Below are 15,381 nucleotides of genomic sequence, written 5' to 3' on the forward strand. Positions count from 1 at the left end.
AACTTGCGAATCGATTCGACGAGATATTGATAGGACTCGGCATCGCCCGTGATCATGCGGCCGAGCGGCGGGATCACCTTGAACGAGAACAGGTCATAAAGGCGATCGAGCGCGTGCTGCTGGTCGAGGATATGGACCGCGTCAAGCGCACCGTCGAATCCGAGCGCTTGCGCTCCGCGCTGCTGACCTCGATCTCGCACGATTTGAAGACACCGCTCGCCTCGGTGCTGGGGGCGGCCTCGACCATGCGCGATCTGACCGGGGCCCTGTCCGACGCCGAGAAGCGCGACCTGCTCGCCACCGTCATCGACGAATCCGAACGGCTCAACCGCTTCATCGCGAACCTGCTCGACATGACCAAGCTCGAATCCGGCGCCATCGTGCCCAACACGGCACTGCACGATCTCAGCGAGATCGTGGGCAGCGCGCTGCGGAGGGCGAGCAAGATCCTGACCGCCCATAAGGTGGAGCTGGTGCTGGCGGCCGATCTGCCGATGCTCCAGCTCGACGCCGTGCTGTTCGAGCAGGTGCTGTTCAATCTGCTGGACAATGCCGCAAAATACTCGCCGCCCGACACCACGATCTCGATCAAGAGCAAACGTGAGCGCGATCAGGTCGTTCTGGAGGTCGCCGACGAGGGGGCCGGCATCCCGCCCGACGAGCTGGAGAGCGTGTTCGACAAGTTCTACCGCGTGCAGAAGGGCGATCACGTCCGTCCCGGCACGGGCCTTGGCCTTGCCATCTCGCGCGGCTTCGTCGAGGCGATGCGCGGCACGATCTCGGCCGCCAACCGCGGCGACCGGAGCGGCGCCATCCTCACCATCCGTCTTCCCGTTCCGGCAGAAAGCCGCGCATTGGATACCGCCGCATGAGCGCTGCCCCAATCAAGGTCCTGGTCATCGACGACGAGCCGCCGATCCGCAAATTGCTGCGGATGGGGCTATCGACGCAAGGCTATGAAATCTTGGAGGCGTCGAACGGCAAGATTGCGCTGGAGAAGCTCGAGGAAGCGCCGGCGCTGATCATTCTCGATCTCGGCCTGCCCGACGTTCAGGGGCACGAACTGCTGCGCACCATCCGCGCCCGCAACGAAAGCGTGCCGATCGTGGTGCTGTCGAGCCGGGGCGACGAGGCCGGCAAGGTCCAGGCGCTCGATCTCGGTGCCGACGATTATCTAACCAAGCCGTTCGGCATGGACGAGCTCCTGGCCCGCCTGCGCGCCGCGCTGCGGCACCAGCTCCAGGTCCAGGGAGAGCGCCCGGTGTTCCGCTCGGGCGATCTCTCGGTCGATCTCGTCCGCCGCATCGTCAAGGTCGGTGAGCGTGACGTCAAGCTGTCGCCGAAGGAATACGACCTCCTGCGCGTGCTGGTGCAGCACGCCGGCAAGGTGCTGACTCACCGTTTTCTGCTGAGGGAACTGTGGGACGAGCTGACCGACGCGCAATATCTGCGCGTCTATGTCCGCCAGCTCCGCCAGAAGATCGAAGCCGATCCGGAGCGGCCGCAATATGTACTGACGGAAACGGGGATCGGGTACCGGTTGAAGGCGGGGGATTGATCCCGAAGATCCGTAGGATGGGTAGAGCGAAGCGAAACCCATCATGACTCAGCGCCCGGCGACGCGTGATGGGTTTCGCTTCGCTCTACCCATCCTACAATAGTCCGTCGATGACGGTGCAAATCAGCCCCGTAGGGTGGGCAAAGGCTAAGCACTGTGCCCACCATTCTCCCGATTTCGATCAAGGTGGTGGGCGCGCTTCGCTTTGCCCACCTTACGAGATCGAGCGCGGGGCGAGCGGTTTCCTCAGCCCGCCTTCCTGTGCCGTGCCGTCGACCGGTGCGTCTTCTTCGCCGCTCGTTGCCGCCCGGTCGCGCGGCGCGCATGGGACTTCGCCGCGGTCTTTTTCCCGCCGCGTCCCTTCAGGCTCTGCTTCAGCGCGTCCATCAGGCTGACGACATTGCTCGGCCGCTCCTCGGGTTCGGGCAACTCGATCTTCTTGCCACTGGCCTTGCGCTTCACCAGCGCCTTCAGCGCGTTTTCGTACTCGTCCTTGAACTTGCCGGGGTCGAAATGCGAGGCCTTGGTATGGAGGATGTGGCCGGCGAGCTCGACCATGTCCTTAGTGATCTTCGGGCTCTTGATGTCTCCGAAGAACTCGCCCTCGTCGCGCAGCTCGTAAGGAAAGCGCAGCGTGGTGCCGAGCAGGCCCTTGCCGAGCGGCTCGATCGCCATGATGTGTTCGCGATTGGTGAGCACGATCTTGGCGAGCGCCACGCGCTCCTGGTCCTTCATGGCGTCGCGGATCACCGCGAACGCGTCGACCGCGGCCTTGCCGTCGGGCGCGATGTAATAGGGATGGTTGAGATAGCGCTGGTCGATCTCCTCGCTCGGCACGAAGCTCTCGATGTCGATGGTGTGGTTGCTCTCGATCTGGACCGCTTCGAGCTCCTCCGGTTCGATCTCGACATATTTGCCCTTGCGCAGCTCGTAGCCGCGGCCCTTCTGGTCGCTCTCGACGACATCGCCGGTTTCGGCATCGATCATCTGCTGCTTGAGCCGGTTCCCGGTCTCGCGATTGATCAGGTGAAATCGCGTCTTCTCCGCTGCCGTCGTCGCCGGATAAAGCACGACCGGGCAACTGACCAGCGACAGCTTCAACGTTCCCTTCCAATAGGCACGCGGGGCCATTCCATTCTCCAGCGTTTTCAGTGGGTTTTGGAACCCCAACCCTCCCATCGGGTTTTGGTTCCGGGCGGGACTTTGGCCGTGATAGGCTTGAATGTCGAAAGAGAAGCGGGACCGGTCGTGCTGCAAAAACTCTCCACTTACCGACAGAAGCGTGATTTCGAGAAGACGCCAGAGCCATCGGGCAAGACCGCAGTGGCGTCATCGAAGCAGCGGCGCTTCGTGATTCAGAAGCACGATGCGAGCCGGCTGCACTACGATCTCAGGCTCGAATTTGACGGCGTGTTCAAGTCCTGGGCCGTGACCAAAGGGCCCTCACTCGATCCGCACGACAAGCGGCTGGCGGTCGAGGTGGAAGACCATCCGCTCGACTATGGCGATTTCGAAGGCACGATTCCGGAAGGGCAGTATGGCGGCGGCACGGTGATGCTGTGGGACCGCGGCACCTGGGAATCGGAAGACGCCGAGCGCGGATTCAAGAAAGGCGATTTGAAGTTCACCCTGCATGGCGAGAAGCTGCACGGAAGCTGGGTGCTGGTGCGCATGCGCAACGACCGCACCGGCGGCAAGCGCACCAACTGGCTCCTGATCAAGCATCGCGACGAATTTGTCCGCGAGGGCGCGGACAACGACATTCTCGACGAGGACAGATCGGTCGCCTCCGGCCGTGCGATGGAGCAGATCGCCGAAGGCAAGGGCCGCGCGCCGAAACCGTTCATGCTGGCGAAAGGTGCCAAGACCAAGGCCGATGCGGTCTGGCAATCCAATCGCGCGGAGGAGACGAAAGGGCACACGGTCAAGCCGGCCCCGCGCACGGCATTGAAGGCCGGCAAGTCGGCGAGGAAGAAGGCCACGACCGCGACGACTGCCAAGAAGGTGTCGGAGATGCCGGACTTCGTCGGGCCGCAGCTCTGTACGCTGGTCGAGCGGCCGCCGGCTGGCGAGGGCTGGTGCCACGAGATCAAGTTCGACGGCTATCGCGTGCAGCTCCGGGTCGAGGACAGAGAGGCGACGCTCAAGACGCGCAAGGGTCTCGATTGGACCGGGAAGTTCGCGGCAATCGCGAAAGAGGCGGGGTCGCTGCCGGACGTGACGATCGACGGCGAAATCGTCGCGCTCGACCACAACGGCGCGCCGAACTTCTCCTCGCTGCAGGCCGCATTGTCCGATGGCAAGACCGACGAACTGATCTTCTTTGCCTTTGACCTCCTGTTCGCGGAAGGCCAGGATTACCGCCGACTGCCGCTCGGAGAGCGTAAGGCGCAACTCAAGAAGCTGCTGGAAGCGCGCAAGCGGAAGTCCACGCAGATCCGCTATGTCGAGCATTTCGAAAGCGGCGGCGATGCGGTGCTGCAATCGGCCTGCAAGCTCGAGCTCGAAGGTGTGGTGTCGAAGAAGCTGGATGCGCCGTATCGTTCGGGGCGTACCGAGAGCTGGGTCAAATCGAAATGTCGCGCCGGCCACGAAGTGGTGATCGGCGGCTACAAGACCACCAATGGCAAGTTCCGCTCTCTGATGGCGGGCGTTCGTCGCGGCGACCATCTCGTCTTCGTCGGCATGGTCGGCACCGGCTTCGGCGCCGACAAGGTCAAACGCATCATGCCGTCGTTGAAGGCGATGGCGGCCAAGGAGAGTCCTTTCGGCGGCAAGAACGCGCCGAAGAAAGCCAAAGAGGTGCACTGGCTGAAGCCGGAGCTGGTCGCGGAGATCGAGTTCGCCGGCTTCACCGCCGACGGCAATATCCGCCAGGCCGCGTTCAAGGGCTTGCGGCAGGACAAGCCCGCCAAGGAGGTTGAGGCGGAAACGCCCGTCGATACCCAGCTCGCCGAGCCCACAGCCAGCAAGCGCGTGGCGAAGACGGCCAAGCGATCGAAGGACGCCGGCACGGCCGAGGTGATGGGCGTCGTCATTTCCAAGCCGGACAAGGAGCTGTGGCCGGATGGCGGTGATGGCGAGGGCGTGACGAAGCTCGATCTCGCCCGCTATTTCGAGGCGGTCGGGACCTGGATGATCGAACATCTGAAGGGCCGCCCGTGCTCGATCGTGCGTGCGCCCGACGGCATCGGTGGCGAGACGTTCTTCCAGCGTCATGCCATGCAGGGCACCTCGAATTTGCTCGAGCTGGCCAAGGTCTCGGGCGATCGTAAACCCTATTTGCAGATCGATCGCGTCGAAGGGCTGGCCGCCGTTGCGCAGATTGGCGGCGTCGAGCTGCATCCATGGAATTGCGCGCCAAACGCCTATGACACGCCGGGCCGGCTGGTGTTCGATCTCGATCCGGCGCCGGATGTCGAGTTCGCCGACGTCGTGAAGGCGGCCAGGGAGATGCGGCAGCGGCTGACCGACATCGGCATGGAGAGCTTCTGCAAGACCACGGGCGGCAAGGGTCTGCACGTCGTCGTGCCGCTGCGCCACGGCGCACGCGACAAGGTGGACTGGAAGGAGGCCAAGGCCTTCGCTCAGGGCGTCTGCCAGTGGATGGCCGATGACGATCCAGAGCGCTATCTGCTCAACATGTCGAAAAAGCTGCGCAAGGGAAAGATCTTCCTGGACTATCTGCGCAACGACCGCATGTCGACGGCGGTGGCGCCGTTATCGCCGCGGGCGCGCGCCGGCGCCACGGTCTCGATGCCGGTAACCTGGGCGCAGGTAAAGAGCGATCTCGATCCAAAGCGCTATACGCTGCGAACCGGGCCGGGCTTGCTGGCGCGATCGAAGGCATGGGAGGGTTATGATGATGCCGCCGCGTCGATCAAGGCGGCGATCAAGAAGCTCGCGGGGAAAACGAAGTAGATGCTTGCTACGGGCGCAACTCCCGTAGGGTGGGCAAAGCGAAGCGTGCCCACCGTCTTCTCGTTGCGGCGAGGAAGGTGGGCACGGCGCAAGAGCGCCTTTGCCCACCCTACGAAATCCTCGCTGTCTGGCTAGATCCTTCCCATCAGCAGCAGGATCAGCAGGATGACGATGACGAGCCCGAGGCCGCCGCCGCCGTAATAGCCGGTGCCATAGAACGGGCCGCCGCCGATGCCGCTGAAGCCGCCAAGCAGGGCGATGACCAGAATGATCAGAATGATCGTACCGATTGACATGCGAATCTCCTCCAGCCCTTTGTTGAAAGGGTCGTTTGCACCTGTCCCTTGGTGCAAGGGCAACTTGCCGCAGGTTTTAAAGTTCCGTCCATGGAAACACCGGTTGCAGGACCAAACCTGCATGGAACATTTGGCGTTTCGGCCGGCATGACTATGTGAGAATCAATCCACGAGGCACGGCCATGTCAGCACCGCTTGTCGTCTCCATTCCTCATCGTCTTGGCCGCGAGGAGGCGGTGCGCCGGCTCAAGACCGGGCTCGGTCGCGCGGCCGCCAGCATTCCCGTGATGCAGGTCGAGGAGGAGCGCTGGACCGGCGACAGTATGGCCTTTCGCATCCGCGCGCTCGGACAGGTCGCGACGGGGCAGGTCGATGTCGCCGACGATCACGTGAAGGTCGAGGTGGTGCTGCCCTGGCTGTTGCAGCGCTTTGCCGAGATGGCGCAGGCCACGATCAGGAAGCGTGGTCAGTTGCTGCTGACCAAGGACCAGGGAAAGTAATTTCAGGCGCGCACGCGCGGCCGCGCGGGCCGGATGGCATTTGCCGTGCGAGCCTCGATGACGGAAGCGGGGAAATCACGGAAGGCCTGCGAGACCGGCAGTTCGTTGCCTGCAAAGCCCGCCGCAGCGTAGCCGGTGATGTCGACGGTTGCGTCGAATCCGTCGAGCGTGGGCCACTCTCGCCCGGCTTGCGTGAACGGCGCGAACTGACGCCCGACCACCACGATCGCGGCAGCGCGGCCGTGGCGGCGAGCGAAGGCAATGACATGGTCGGCATGTGCGCCGCGCACCGCCAGCGGCTCATAGTCGCCTTGAGCGAAAACGTCGGCGAGCTCATTGCGCAGCTTGAGGAGACGCCTTGTCCAGGCCAGTTTGATCAGGCCGTCCGGCCAGCTCTTGATCAGGCCACGCCAGTCCGGATCGTCCAGCGAGCCCAGCGCCCCCTGCCGCGCGGCAAAGTCGACCGGGCGACGGTTGTCGGGATCGACCAGCGACAGGTCCCAGAATTCGGTGCCCTGATAGAAGTCGGGCACGCCGGGCAGCGTCGCCTTCAGGGTGAGCTGGCTCAGAGAGTTCAACATGCCGAGCAGTGCGAGGCGGCGGGCCAGCGTTTGCAGCGCCTCCAGGAATTCGGCTGACAGCGCGGGGTCGAGGATCTTGTCGACGAAGCTCTTCACGCCGTTCTCGTAGGCCTCGTGCGGATTGAGCCAGCTGGTCTCTTCCTTGCCCTCCCGCGCGGCTTTCAGCGCATAGGCCTGGATGCGCTCGACGAAGCCGGCATCGACCGGCGTCTGCAGCGGCCAGGCCCCGAGCAGCGTCTGGTAGAGCATGTATTCGAACGTCGCCGATGGCGCGCGTAGATTGCCGTGGAGCGCGAGGTGCGGTGCGTTCGACACCTTCCAGCGCGAAACCGCGCTGGTCCATTCGCCGGGAATTTCGCTGAGCGCCGCGATCCGTGCGCGGGCATCCTCGCCGCGCTTGGTGTCATGCGTGGCGGTCGCCGTCATTCCCTGCGGCCATTCCCTGGCGCGGGCCTGCATGGCCTCGTGGAAAGCGGGAATGGTGAGGCCGGTGCTAGCGGGATCGCCGCCGACTTCGTTCAGGGCGAGCAGCCGGTGGAACTGATAGAACGCGGTGTCCTCCAGCGACTTCGCCATCACCGGCCCGGTGAATTGCTGCACCTTCAGCGCGAAGCGGCGCACGCGCGGGACACTATGTGGCGGACGACCGGGCTTGAGCAGGTCCATGGTCAGCGCGTCGCGCAGGAAATCGAAGATGCCTTCGTCCGCGGCGAACCATTCCGAACGGGCGCGCGCGATGGTGTCGTCGATCAGCTTGCGGTCGGGGGCCGTCGGGCCGCTGTTGGTCAGATAGGTGCGGTACACCGGGAAGTGCAGCACATAGAGTTCCAGCGCCTGCCGCAGGCTGTCGGCGGAGAAATCGCGGGTCGAGTAATGCCCATTGGCGATGCGCGCGAGCAGGCGCGTCAGCACGGTGAATTCGCTGGTGAGCAGCGTCTCCAGCACACGCCGCTTGGCGTCCTTGACGTAAGGCGCAAGCCGCGGCGGCCGGTTGCTGATCTGCCGCCAGGTCTCGTCCAGCGCCGCCAGCCCCTTGGCGTCGACCAGCACCTGGGTAATGACGTTCATCCATTCATAGCCGGTGGTGCCCTGAACGCCGGCGAAGTGCGGCAGGCGTTCGTGCTCGCACAGGATCTTCTCGATCACCGTGTAGAACGGCTTGGTGTTGCCTTGCGCGTCGCGCACCAGCCGGCGCAGGCGCTGGCAATATTGGGCGGGATCGCGCAGGCCGTCGATGTGATCGAGCCGAATTCCCTGCAATTTGCCGTCGACGATGAGCTGCTTCACCAGCCGGTGCGTGGCGGCAAAGGTGCTCGCGTCCTCGACGCGCAGACCTGCGAGCCCGTTGACGTCGAAGAAGCGGCGATAATTGATGTCGCTGGAGGCGAGCCGCCAATGCCCGAGCTTGTAATGCTGGCGCTCCAGCAGGTGATGCAGCGCCAGCGTCTGCGCGGGGCGATCCTTGGCGGCGCGATAGGCGGCAAGTCCGCGTGCGGTGATCTCCGCGGCACCCACGATCTCCCTGAGTTCGGTCTTGAACGCGGGGGCTTCCTTGCGGTTGGGGCGGCGCAGTCCGGTGTATCGCGCCGCGAGCGAGAGCAGGCTTTTACCGGCCTCCGTCTCGGCGGCATCTGCTTCCTTCACGATCATGCGCAGCATCTCGCCATAGCGCTCCGGCGCGATGGGTAAGCGATGCTCGAAATACCAGGCGGAGAAGCTTCCCTGATCCGGATCGTAGCGCAGCTCGATGTCGCCGCGCTCGAGCGCCTCGCCGTAGGATGCCCCCAGGATCGGCAGCAGCACGCCGCCGCGGGCGCGGTAGGCGAGCTGATCCCAGTCGATGTCGAAGGAGACCGCGTGCGGCGAAGCCTGGCCCCATTCCAGCACGTCCAGCCACCAGGGATTGTCGGCAAAATGAACGCCGACATGGTTGGGCACGAAGTCGATGATGAGGCCGAGGTCGTTCTGCCTAAGAGCCTCGCTCAGCCGTGCGAAGCCGGCCTCGCCGCCGAGCTCCGGATTGAACTGGCCGTGATCGACGGTGTCGTAGCCGTGGGTCGAGCCCTTGCGGGCCTTCATCACCGGCGAGGCGTAGAGATGGGTGATCCCCAGCGCCTTGAGGTAAGGAACGACCGAAGTTGCCTTGTCGAAGTCGAAATCCGCGGTGAGCTGAAGCCGGTAGGTCGCGAGAGGAATGGCGGGAGGCATGTCAACCTCCGAGGCGCCAGACCACCGACCAGGGCGGGAGCCGCTCGCTGGCTCCGCCGCCCCAGATCGGCGTGCCCGCGCTGACATCGGACGTGATCTCCTGGTCCGACAGATTGGCGGTCAGGCGCAACGTCACGCCGTCCCCCATGTGCCAATGCGCAGTGAGCAGGCCGTTGTCGGCAGCGTCGGCGTCGCCGAAAGCCGCCCCCTTCAGCCGCGGCATGATCTCCTTGCGGCGGACTGCGAGCAGTTGCCGCACCAAGGCGAGCCGTGCGTCCTGCTCCGCTGTGCGGCCGGTCCAGTCGAGCACGGCCGATTGCAGCGTGGCCGGATCGAGCGGGTCGGGCACCTCATTGCCGTATTTTTCGTAGGCCCAGGCATATTCCTGCTTGCGGCCCTTGCGGACGGCGTCGGCCAGTTCGCCCTGGAAATCGCAGAAGAACGGGAAGGGCACCGTCGAGCCCCATTCCTCGCCCTGAAACAGCATCGGCACCATCGGCGCGAGCAGGGTCACCGCGAGCGCGGCTTCGATCTGCTGCGGCAATGCCAGGCTCTCGAGCCGATCGCCGAGCGGACGGTTGCCGATCTGATCGTGGTTCTGCAGGAAATTGACGAAGGTCGCCGGCGGCAGCTCGCCGCTCGGCTCGCCGCGCGGTTTCTTGCCCCAGAACTCCGAAACCTCGCCCTGATAGACGAAGCCCGAGGCGAGTGCGCGCGCGAGGTCCATACGCGGCGTCTGGTAGTCGGCATAGTAGCCGGCAAGCTCACCCGTCAGCATCACGTGCCAGACGTGGTGATAGTCGTCGTTCCACTGCGCGCGATACTTGCCGCTTGGTGGATTCTGCGCGGCATCGAGCAGGCTGGCGCGATTGTCGCCATTCTCCAGCACGAGATGGATGTGCCGCCCCGTCGCCTTGGCGAGCTCGCCGGCGGCGACGCTGAGGTCCTGCAGCATCGACTGCTCGCCCGGCACCAACATGATGTGATTGGCGGCATCCAGCCTCAGGCCGTCGAAACGGTAGTCGCTGAGCCAGGACAGGGCATTCTCGACTGCGAACGCGCGCACCTGCGGCACGCGATAGTCGATCGCGCTGCCCCAGGGCGTGTGTGCGTCGGTGAAGAAGGCCGGCGCATAACGGCCGAGATAATTCCCCTCGGGGCCGAAATGATTGTAGACGACGTCGAGGAACACCATCAGGCCGCGCAGATGCGCCTCGTCGATCAGTGTCTTGAGGTCTTCGGGGCGGCCATAGGCGCTGTCGGGCGCATACCATAGCACGCCGTCATAGCCCCAGCCGCGGCGTCCTGCGAAATCGGCCAGCGGCATCAGTTCGAGCGCCGTGATGCCGGTTGCGGCGAGATGATCGAGCTTGTCGATCATGGCGCGGTAAGAGCCTGCAGCGGTGAAGGTGCCGACATGGGTCTCGATCAGCACCGTCTCTTCCCAGGGACGACCGCGCCAATCGCGCGCACGCCATGAAAAGGCATCGTGATCGATCACCTCGCTTGGGCCGAACACATCCTCGGGCTGGAAGGGCGATGCCGGATCTGGCACGTCGATCTCGTCGTCGATCCTGAACTTGTAGCGACTGCCCACGGGAAGGCCGACGATATCGGCGACATACCAGCCATCCTGGCGACGCTGCATCGCGTGTCTTCGGTCGAGCAGGAGATCGACGCGCCGCGCCGCGGGCGCCCACAGACGGAACGAGACGCCGTCCTTCGTCGGCTTCGCCCCGAAGGATGGCCTCATAGCGCCCCCGCGAAGGCGAGCACGGAGCGCGGCGGCGCCTTGCTGTCGCTTCCGGGCTGGAAGTCGGCCGTGTTCAGCTTGGCATCGGTCGTGTTCAGGATCTGCTGCCAGCTCTTGTATTCGGTCATTTTGGGCAATTTGAATGCGATCTCTTCGGGGGCGGCGTTCAGAACGATAAAGATCGCGGCGCTGCCCGGTTCCATCGGCCCCATCACATACGAGAGGAACCTGCCTTCCGGGAATTTCCAGTCGTTCTCCGTCATCTCGTCGCCAGCCGGGGTCAGCCACAGCGCGCCGTAAGAGATGCCGTCCTTGGGGCGGCCGTCGAGCCAGCGATGGCTGCGAAGTTGCGAGAACCGGCGGCGGATGTCGGCGAGTTGGGCGACGAAATCGACCATGTCGTCGCCCTCCTTGCCGAGATTGTCCCAGCCGACCCAGCCGATCTCATTGTCCTGGCAATAGGCGTTGTTGTTGCCGGATTGCGAATTGCCGACCTCATCGCCGGCGAGGATCAGCGGAATGCCCTGCGCGAGCATCAGACAGGCCAGCACGTTCTTGCGAAGCTGGCGGCGCAGGCCAATGATATCGGGATCGTCGGTCGGACCCTCGACACCGCAATTGTTGCTGTGGTTGTCGTTGGAGCCGTCGCGATTGTCCTCGCCGTTGGCCTCGTTGTGCTTCTCGTTGTAGCTGAAGAGGTCGGCGAGCGTGAAGCCGTCGTGGACGGTGATGTGGTTGATGCTGGCGCGCGGCCGCCGTCCGTCATGGTTGAACAGGTCGGAGGACGCCGTCATGCGGCTTGAGATGTCGCCGATCAGGCTGCCTTCGCCGCTCCAGTAGCGACGCATGGCGCTGCGATAGCGATCGTTCCATTCCGACCATTGCGAGGGGAATGCGCCGACCTGGTAACCGCCGAGGCCGAGGTCCCAGGGCTCGGCGACGAGCTTGACGGTCGCCAGCACCGGATCCTGCCGGATCGCGGTCAGGAACGAGATGCCGCGATCAAAGCCGTTCGGCCCGCGCGCGAGCGTGGTGGCGAGGTCGAAGCGGAAGCCGTCGACGTGGCAGACCTCGACCCAGTATCGCAACGAATCCATCACCATCTGCAGCACGCGCGGATGGGTGAGGTTCACCGACGAGCCGCAGCCGGTGAAGTCGTCGTAATAGCGCGGGTTCTCGCGGTTCAGCCAGTAATAGGAGGCGTTGTCGATGCCGCGGTAGCACAGCGTCGGGCCGAGATGATTGCCCTCGGCGGTGTGATTGTAGACGACGTCGAGCATCACCTCGATGCCGGCATCGTGCAGGCGCGCCACCGTGGTGCGGAAGGAGTCGAGCGCGTTGTCCTGGGCGTAGCGCGGCTCGGGGGCGAAGAAGGATAGCGTGTTGTAGCCCCAGTAATTGACGAGCTTCTTCTCCACCAGGATGCGGTCGTCGACGAAGCTGTGCACCGGAAGCAGTTCAACCGTGGTGACGCCGAGCTTCTTCAGGTGCTCGATCATCGCCGGCGAGGACAGGCCGCCATAGGTGCCACGCAGGTTCGGCGGCACGTCGTCGCGCTTCTGCGTCAGACCCTTGACGTGAGCCTCGTAGATGACGGTGTCTTCCCAGGCGATGTTGGGACGGATCTCGCGGCGGCCCCAGTTGAAGGTCTCGTCGACCACGACGGCCTTGGGCATGCCGCGCGCGTTGTCGCGGCGGTCGAAGGAGAGATCCTCGCGCGCGCTCCCGGTGCGGTAGGCAAAATGCGCGTCGCTCCAGACCAGGCGCCCCGAGAGTCGCTTGGCATAGGGGTCGAGCAGCAGCTTGTTGGCGTTGAAGCGGTGGCCGTGCTCGGGCTCATAGGGACCGTGCACGCGATAGCCGTAGAGCTGGCCGGGCGAGACGTCGTTGAGATAGCCATGCCAGACGTCCTCGGTTCTTTCGGGCAATTCGATGCGCTCGAGCTCGCGACGGCCCTGGCTGTCGAACAGGCAGAGCTCGACCTTCTGTGCGTTGGCGGAGAACAGCGCGAAATTGGTGCCGCGTCCGTCCCAGCTTGCGCCGAGGCGTGCGGGCGATCCAGCAGTCAGGCGCATGTGTCAGCTTTCCGGAACGAGGAAGATCGCAGCGAGCGGCGGAATGGTGAGGCGAAGCTCGGGCGTCTTGCCGTCAACGGCATGAACCTCGCCGATGTTCCCGACATTGCTGCCGCCATAATGAGCGGAGTCCGAGTTGAATACCTCTTTCCACTTGCTCGCAAAGGGCACGCGAACGCGATAGTTCTGATAAACATTGGGCGAGAAGTTGGTGATGACGAGACACCGCGCGTGCTCGTCAAATCCCTTGCGCAGCCAAGCGAACACGTTGCGGTTGGCATCGTCCGTGATCAGCCATTCGAAGCCGGCCTGGTCGCAGTCCATCTGGTGCAGCGCCGGCACCGCGCGATAGAGCCGGTTGAGGTCCCGGATCAGCGCCTGGATGCCGGAATGGTATTTGTACTCGAGCAGGTGCCAGTCGAGGGATTGGTCGTGGTTCCATTCGCGGCTCTGCGCGATTTCGGCGCCCATGAACAACAGCTTCTTGCCGGGATGGCCGAACATGAAGCTGTAATAGGCGCGCAAATTCGCAAAGCGCTGCCACTCGTCCCCGGGCATGCGGCCGAGGATCGATCGCTTGCCGTGCACGACCTCGTCATGCGAGAGCGGCAGGATGAAGTTCTCCGAGAAGGCGTAGTGCAGACCGAACAGGATGTCGCCGTGATGGTGCTTGCGGTGGATGGGATCCTTGCTGATGTAGTTCAGCGTGTCGTGCATCCAGCCCATGTTCCACTTGTAGCCGAAGCCGAGCCCGCCGAATTCGACCGGGCGCGAGACCTGCGGCCAGGCGGTAGATTCTTCCGCAGCCGTGGTGGCCTGCGGGAATCGGGCGAACAATTCCGTGTTGAAGCGCCGCAGGAAGTTGATCGCCTCGATGTTCTCGCGGCCGCCATACTGGTTCGGGACCCAGGCGCCCGGCGGGCGGCTGTAGTCGAGATAGAGCATGGATGCGACCGCATCGACGCGCAGCCCGTCGATCGCGTAGCGCTCCAGCCAGAACAGCGCGTTCGACACCAGGAAGTTCGTCACTTCGGTGCGGCCGTAATTGTAGATCAGCGTGCCCCAGTCGAGGTGGCGCCCCTGCAGTGGATTGGCGTGCTCGTAGAGCGCGGTGCCGTCAAAGCTGCCGAGCCCGTGCGGATCGTCCGGGAAGTGACCAGGCACCCAGTCGAGCAGCACGCCGACGCCTTCGCGGTGGCAGGCGTCGATGAGGGCGGCAAAATCTTCCGGCGTGCCGAAGCGGCTGGTCGGGGCATAGAGGCCGGTCGGCTGATAGCCCCAGGACCCGTCGAACGGATGCTCGCTCACTGGGAGGAATTCGAGATGGGTAAAACCCATGTCGCGGGCGTAGGCCGGCAGCTGCTCGGCCAGCTCGCGGTAGGTCAGCCATTCATCGCCGTTCTTGCGGCGCCATGAGCCGAGATGAACCTCGTAGATCGACATCGGCGCCGACAGCGCATTGATGCCATCGGGTGCCGGGCGCGGCCGTGGCAGATGCGCCTCGTCGAACACGATGGAGGCCGTCTTCGGCCGTACCTCGCTGGCGAACGCCATGGGATCGGACTTCAACGGCAGCAGATGGCCATGCGGCCCGATGATTTCGAACTTGTAATGATCGCCAGCCTTGGCATGCGGGATGAACAATTCCCAATAGCCGGCGCCGCGCACCCGCATGGGATGGCGCCGCCCGTCCCAGAAATTGAAATCGCCGACCACGGACACGCGCCGCGCATTTGGCGCCAGCACGACGAAGCCGATGCCGTCGATGCCTTCATGCCGCATCGGATGGGCGCCGAGCTTGTCGTAGAGGCGCTGGTGGGTGCCTTCGCCGAGCAGATAGAGATCGAAATCGGTCAGGATCGGCGGAAAGCGATAGGCATCCTCGAACTCGACGACGTTGCCGCCGAATTTTGCGCGCAGCTGATAGTGCTTCGAGCCGTTGGGCAGGGCACCGATGAAGAGGCCTGCATCGTGCACGCGGTCGAGCGAGGCGACCTCGCCCTGTTCGCCGACCGCCTCGACATTGGAGGCCTCGGGCAGAAACGCGCGCACCACGCTTCTACCGCCCTCAGGGTGCAGCCCGAGATAGTGGAAGGGGTCGGAGTGGCGGCCCTCGATGATCGCATAGGCTTCGGCAGGCAGTTTAGGCATGGGCTTCGCTCTCGGTACTGGACAGAATGCGAAGCAGTCCGGTCAGCGGCGCATGGAGCCCCTCAGGCCGGTGGGACAGCTCGTACTCTACGTCATGGAAGGCCTGATCAAGCAGGAAAAATCTTAACAGGCCTTCCGCGGACTGCCGGTTCTCCGGCCACAGCTGCCGATCGGTCATGGCGTCGCGATAGGCGGACAGGAAGGTTGCGGCGGCGCGCTCGCGCCATTCGTCGAGCGCAGCCGTGAGCCGGCCTTGCTCGTCGGAGGCACCCGTGAGCGCGCGGCTCAGCGCCGCGTTCACGGAACCATCGATCGAGCGGATCAGGCCGGCGACGTCG

General features: G+C 64.3%; 10 protein-coding genes and 2 pseudogenes. 4 read left to right on the forward strand and 8 right to left on the reverse strand.

Annotation, left to right across the window (positions count from 1 at the left end; translation table 11 throughout):
- On the reverse strand, positions 1–200 hold a 200-nt coding region (locus tag MOV75_RS42640), incomplete at its 3' end, for a class I SAM-dependent methyltransferase (protein ID WP_247005396.1).
- Here MOV75_RS42640 and MOV75_RS08840 point away from each other — a divergent pair.
- Positions 102–872 (forward strand): annotated as a pseudogene (locus MOV75_RS08840) (sensor histidine kinase); the annotation flags it as partial. The gene MOV75_RS42640 and the pseudogene MOV75_RS08840 sit on opposite strands and share 99 nt — an antisense overlap.
- Positions 869–1,558, forward strand: coding sequence for a response regulator (locus tag MOV75_RS08845; protein WP_246920785.1), 690 nt, complete (start codon positions 869–871; stop codon positions 1,556–1,558). The pseudogene MOV75_RS08840 and the gene MOV75_RS08845, both read left to right, overlap by 4 nt.
- 246 nt (positions 1,559–1,804) lie before the next feature.
- Here the strand turns inward: MOV75_RS08845 and MOV75_RS08850 are convergent, their stop codons facing one another.
- Positions 1,805–2,689, reverse strand: a complete 885-nt coding sequence (locus tag MOV75_RS08850) for a Ku protein (RefSeq protein WP_246920783.1) — start codon at positions 2,687–2,689, stop codon at positions 1,805–1,807.
- 117 nt (positions 2,690–2,806) lie between these two features.
- Here MOV75_RS08850 and ligD point away from each other — a divergent pair, with 117 nt between their 5' ends.
- Positions 2,807–5,479, forward strand: coding sequence for a DNA ligase D (gene ligD / locus MOV75_RS08855; protein ID WP_246920798.1), 2,673 nt, complete (start codon positions 2,807–2,809; stop codon positions 5,477–5,479).
- A gap of 131 nt (positions 5,480–5,610) precedes the next feature.
- On the opposite strand, the gene MOV75_RS08860 is transcribed toward ligD, so the two are convergent.
- Positions 5,611–5,775: a DUF3309 family protein gene (locus MOV75_RS08860; RefSeq protein ID WP_018318514.1), complete on the reverse strand. Its 165-nt coding sequence runs from the start codon at positions 5,773–5,775 to the stop codon at positions 5,611–5,613.
- 182 nt (positions 5,776–5,957) lie between these two features.
- On the opposite strand from MOV75_RS08860, the gene MOV75_RS08865 reads away from it, so the two are divergent.
- Positions 5,958–6,275 (forward strand): polyhydroxyalkanoic acid system family protein, encoded by a 318-nt coding sequence (locus MOV75_RS08865; RefSeq protein ID WP_246920781.1) that lies wholly within the window; start codon positions 5,958–5,960, stop codon positions 6,273–6,275.
- Positions 6,276–6,277: 2 nt separating this feature from the next.
- Here the strand turns inward: MOV75_RS08865 and treY are convergent, their stop codons facing one another.
- The 5 genes and pseudogenes from treY to MOV75_RS08890 all read right to left on the reverse strand — a co-directional run.
- The gene (gene treY / locus MOV75_RS08870) at positions 6,278–9,064 is read right to left on the reverse strand and encodes a malto-oligosyltrehalose synthase (protein WP_246920778.1); all 2,787 of its coding nucleotides are present in this window, start codon (positions 9,062–9,064) and stop codon (positions 6,278–6,280) included.
- A gap of 1 nt (position 9,065) precedes the next feature.
- A complete protein-coding gene (gene treZ / locus MOV75_RS08875) occupies positions 9,066–10,817 on the reverse strand; it encodes a malto-oligosyltrehalose trehalohydrolase (RefSeq protein ID WP_246920775.1) in 1,752 nt (583 codons plus the stop codon).
- Positions 10,814–12,892, reverse strand: coding sequence for a glycogen debranching protein GlgX (glgX, locus tag MOV75_RS08880; RefSeq protein ID WP_246920772.1), 2,079 nt, complete (start codon positions 12,890–12,892; stop codon positions 10,814–10,816). The genes treZ and glgX overlap by 4 nt, the downstream gene beginning before the upstream one ends.
- Before the next feature lie 3 nt (positions 12,893–12,895).
- Entirely contained in the window at positions 12,896–15,043 is a 2,148-nt protein-coding gene (gene glgB, locus MOV75_RS08885) for a 1,4-alpha-glucan branching protein GlgB (protein WP_246920769.1), read from the reverse strand.
- Positions 15,036–15,381: pseudogene (locus tag MOV75_RS08890) on the reverse strand (alpha-amylase); the annotation flags it as partial. The pseudogene MOV75_RS08890 and the gene glgB, both read right to left, overlap by 8 nt.

Source organism: Bradyrhizobium sp. PRIMUS42 (genome assembly GCF_023006515.1).
Taxonomy (GTDB): Bacteria; Pseudomonadota; Alphaproteobacteria; order Rhizobiales; family Xanthobacteraceae; genus Bradyrhizobium.

What these genes read in the sequence shown, in the direction of transcription:
- MOV75_RS08845 (WP_246920785.1), top strand. Translation starts at nt 869, where the DNA reads ATGAGCGCTGCCCCAATCAAGGTCCTGGTCATCGACGACGAGCCGCCG.
- MOV75_RS08850 (WP_246920783.1), bottom strand. Translation starts at nt 2,689, where the DNA reads ATGGCCCCGCGTGCCTATTGGAAGGGAACGTTGAAGCTGTCGCTGGTC.
- MOV75_RS08860 (WP_018318514.1), bottom strand. Translation starts at nt 5,775, where the DNA reads ATGTCAATCGGTACGATCATTCTGATCATTCTGGTCATCGCCCTGCTT.
- MOV75_RS08865 (WP_246920781.1), top strand. Translation starts at nt 5,958, where the DNA reads ATGTCAGCACCGCTTGTCGTCTCCATTCCTCATCGTCTTGGCCGCGAG.
- treY (WP_246920778.1), bottom strand. Translation starts at nt 9,064, where the DNA reads ATGCCTCCCGCCATTCCTCTCGCGACCTACCGGCTTCAGCTCACCGCG.
- treZ (WP_246920775.1), bottom strand. Translation starts at nt 10,817, where the DNA reads ATGAGGCCATCCTTCGGGGCGAAGCCGACGAAGGACGGCGTCTCGTTC.
- glgX (WP_246920772.1), bottom strand. Translation starts at nt 12,892, where the DNA reads ATGCGCCTGACTGCTGGATCGCCCGCACGCCTCGGCGCAAGCTGGGAC.
- glgB (WP_246920769.1), bottom strand. Translation starts at nt 15,043, where the DNA reads ATGCCTAAACTGCCTGCCGAAGCCTATGCGATCATCGAGGGCCGCCAC.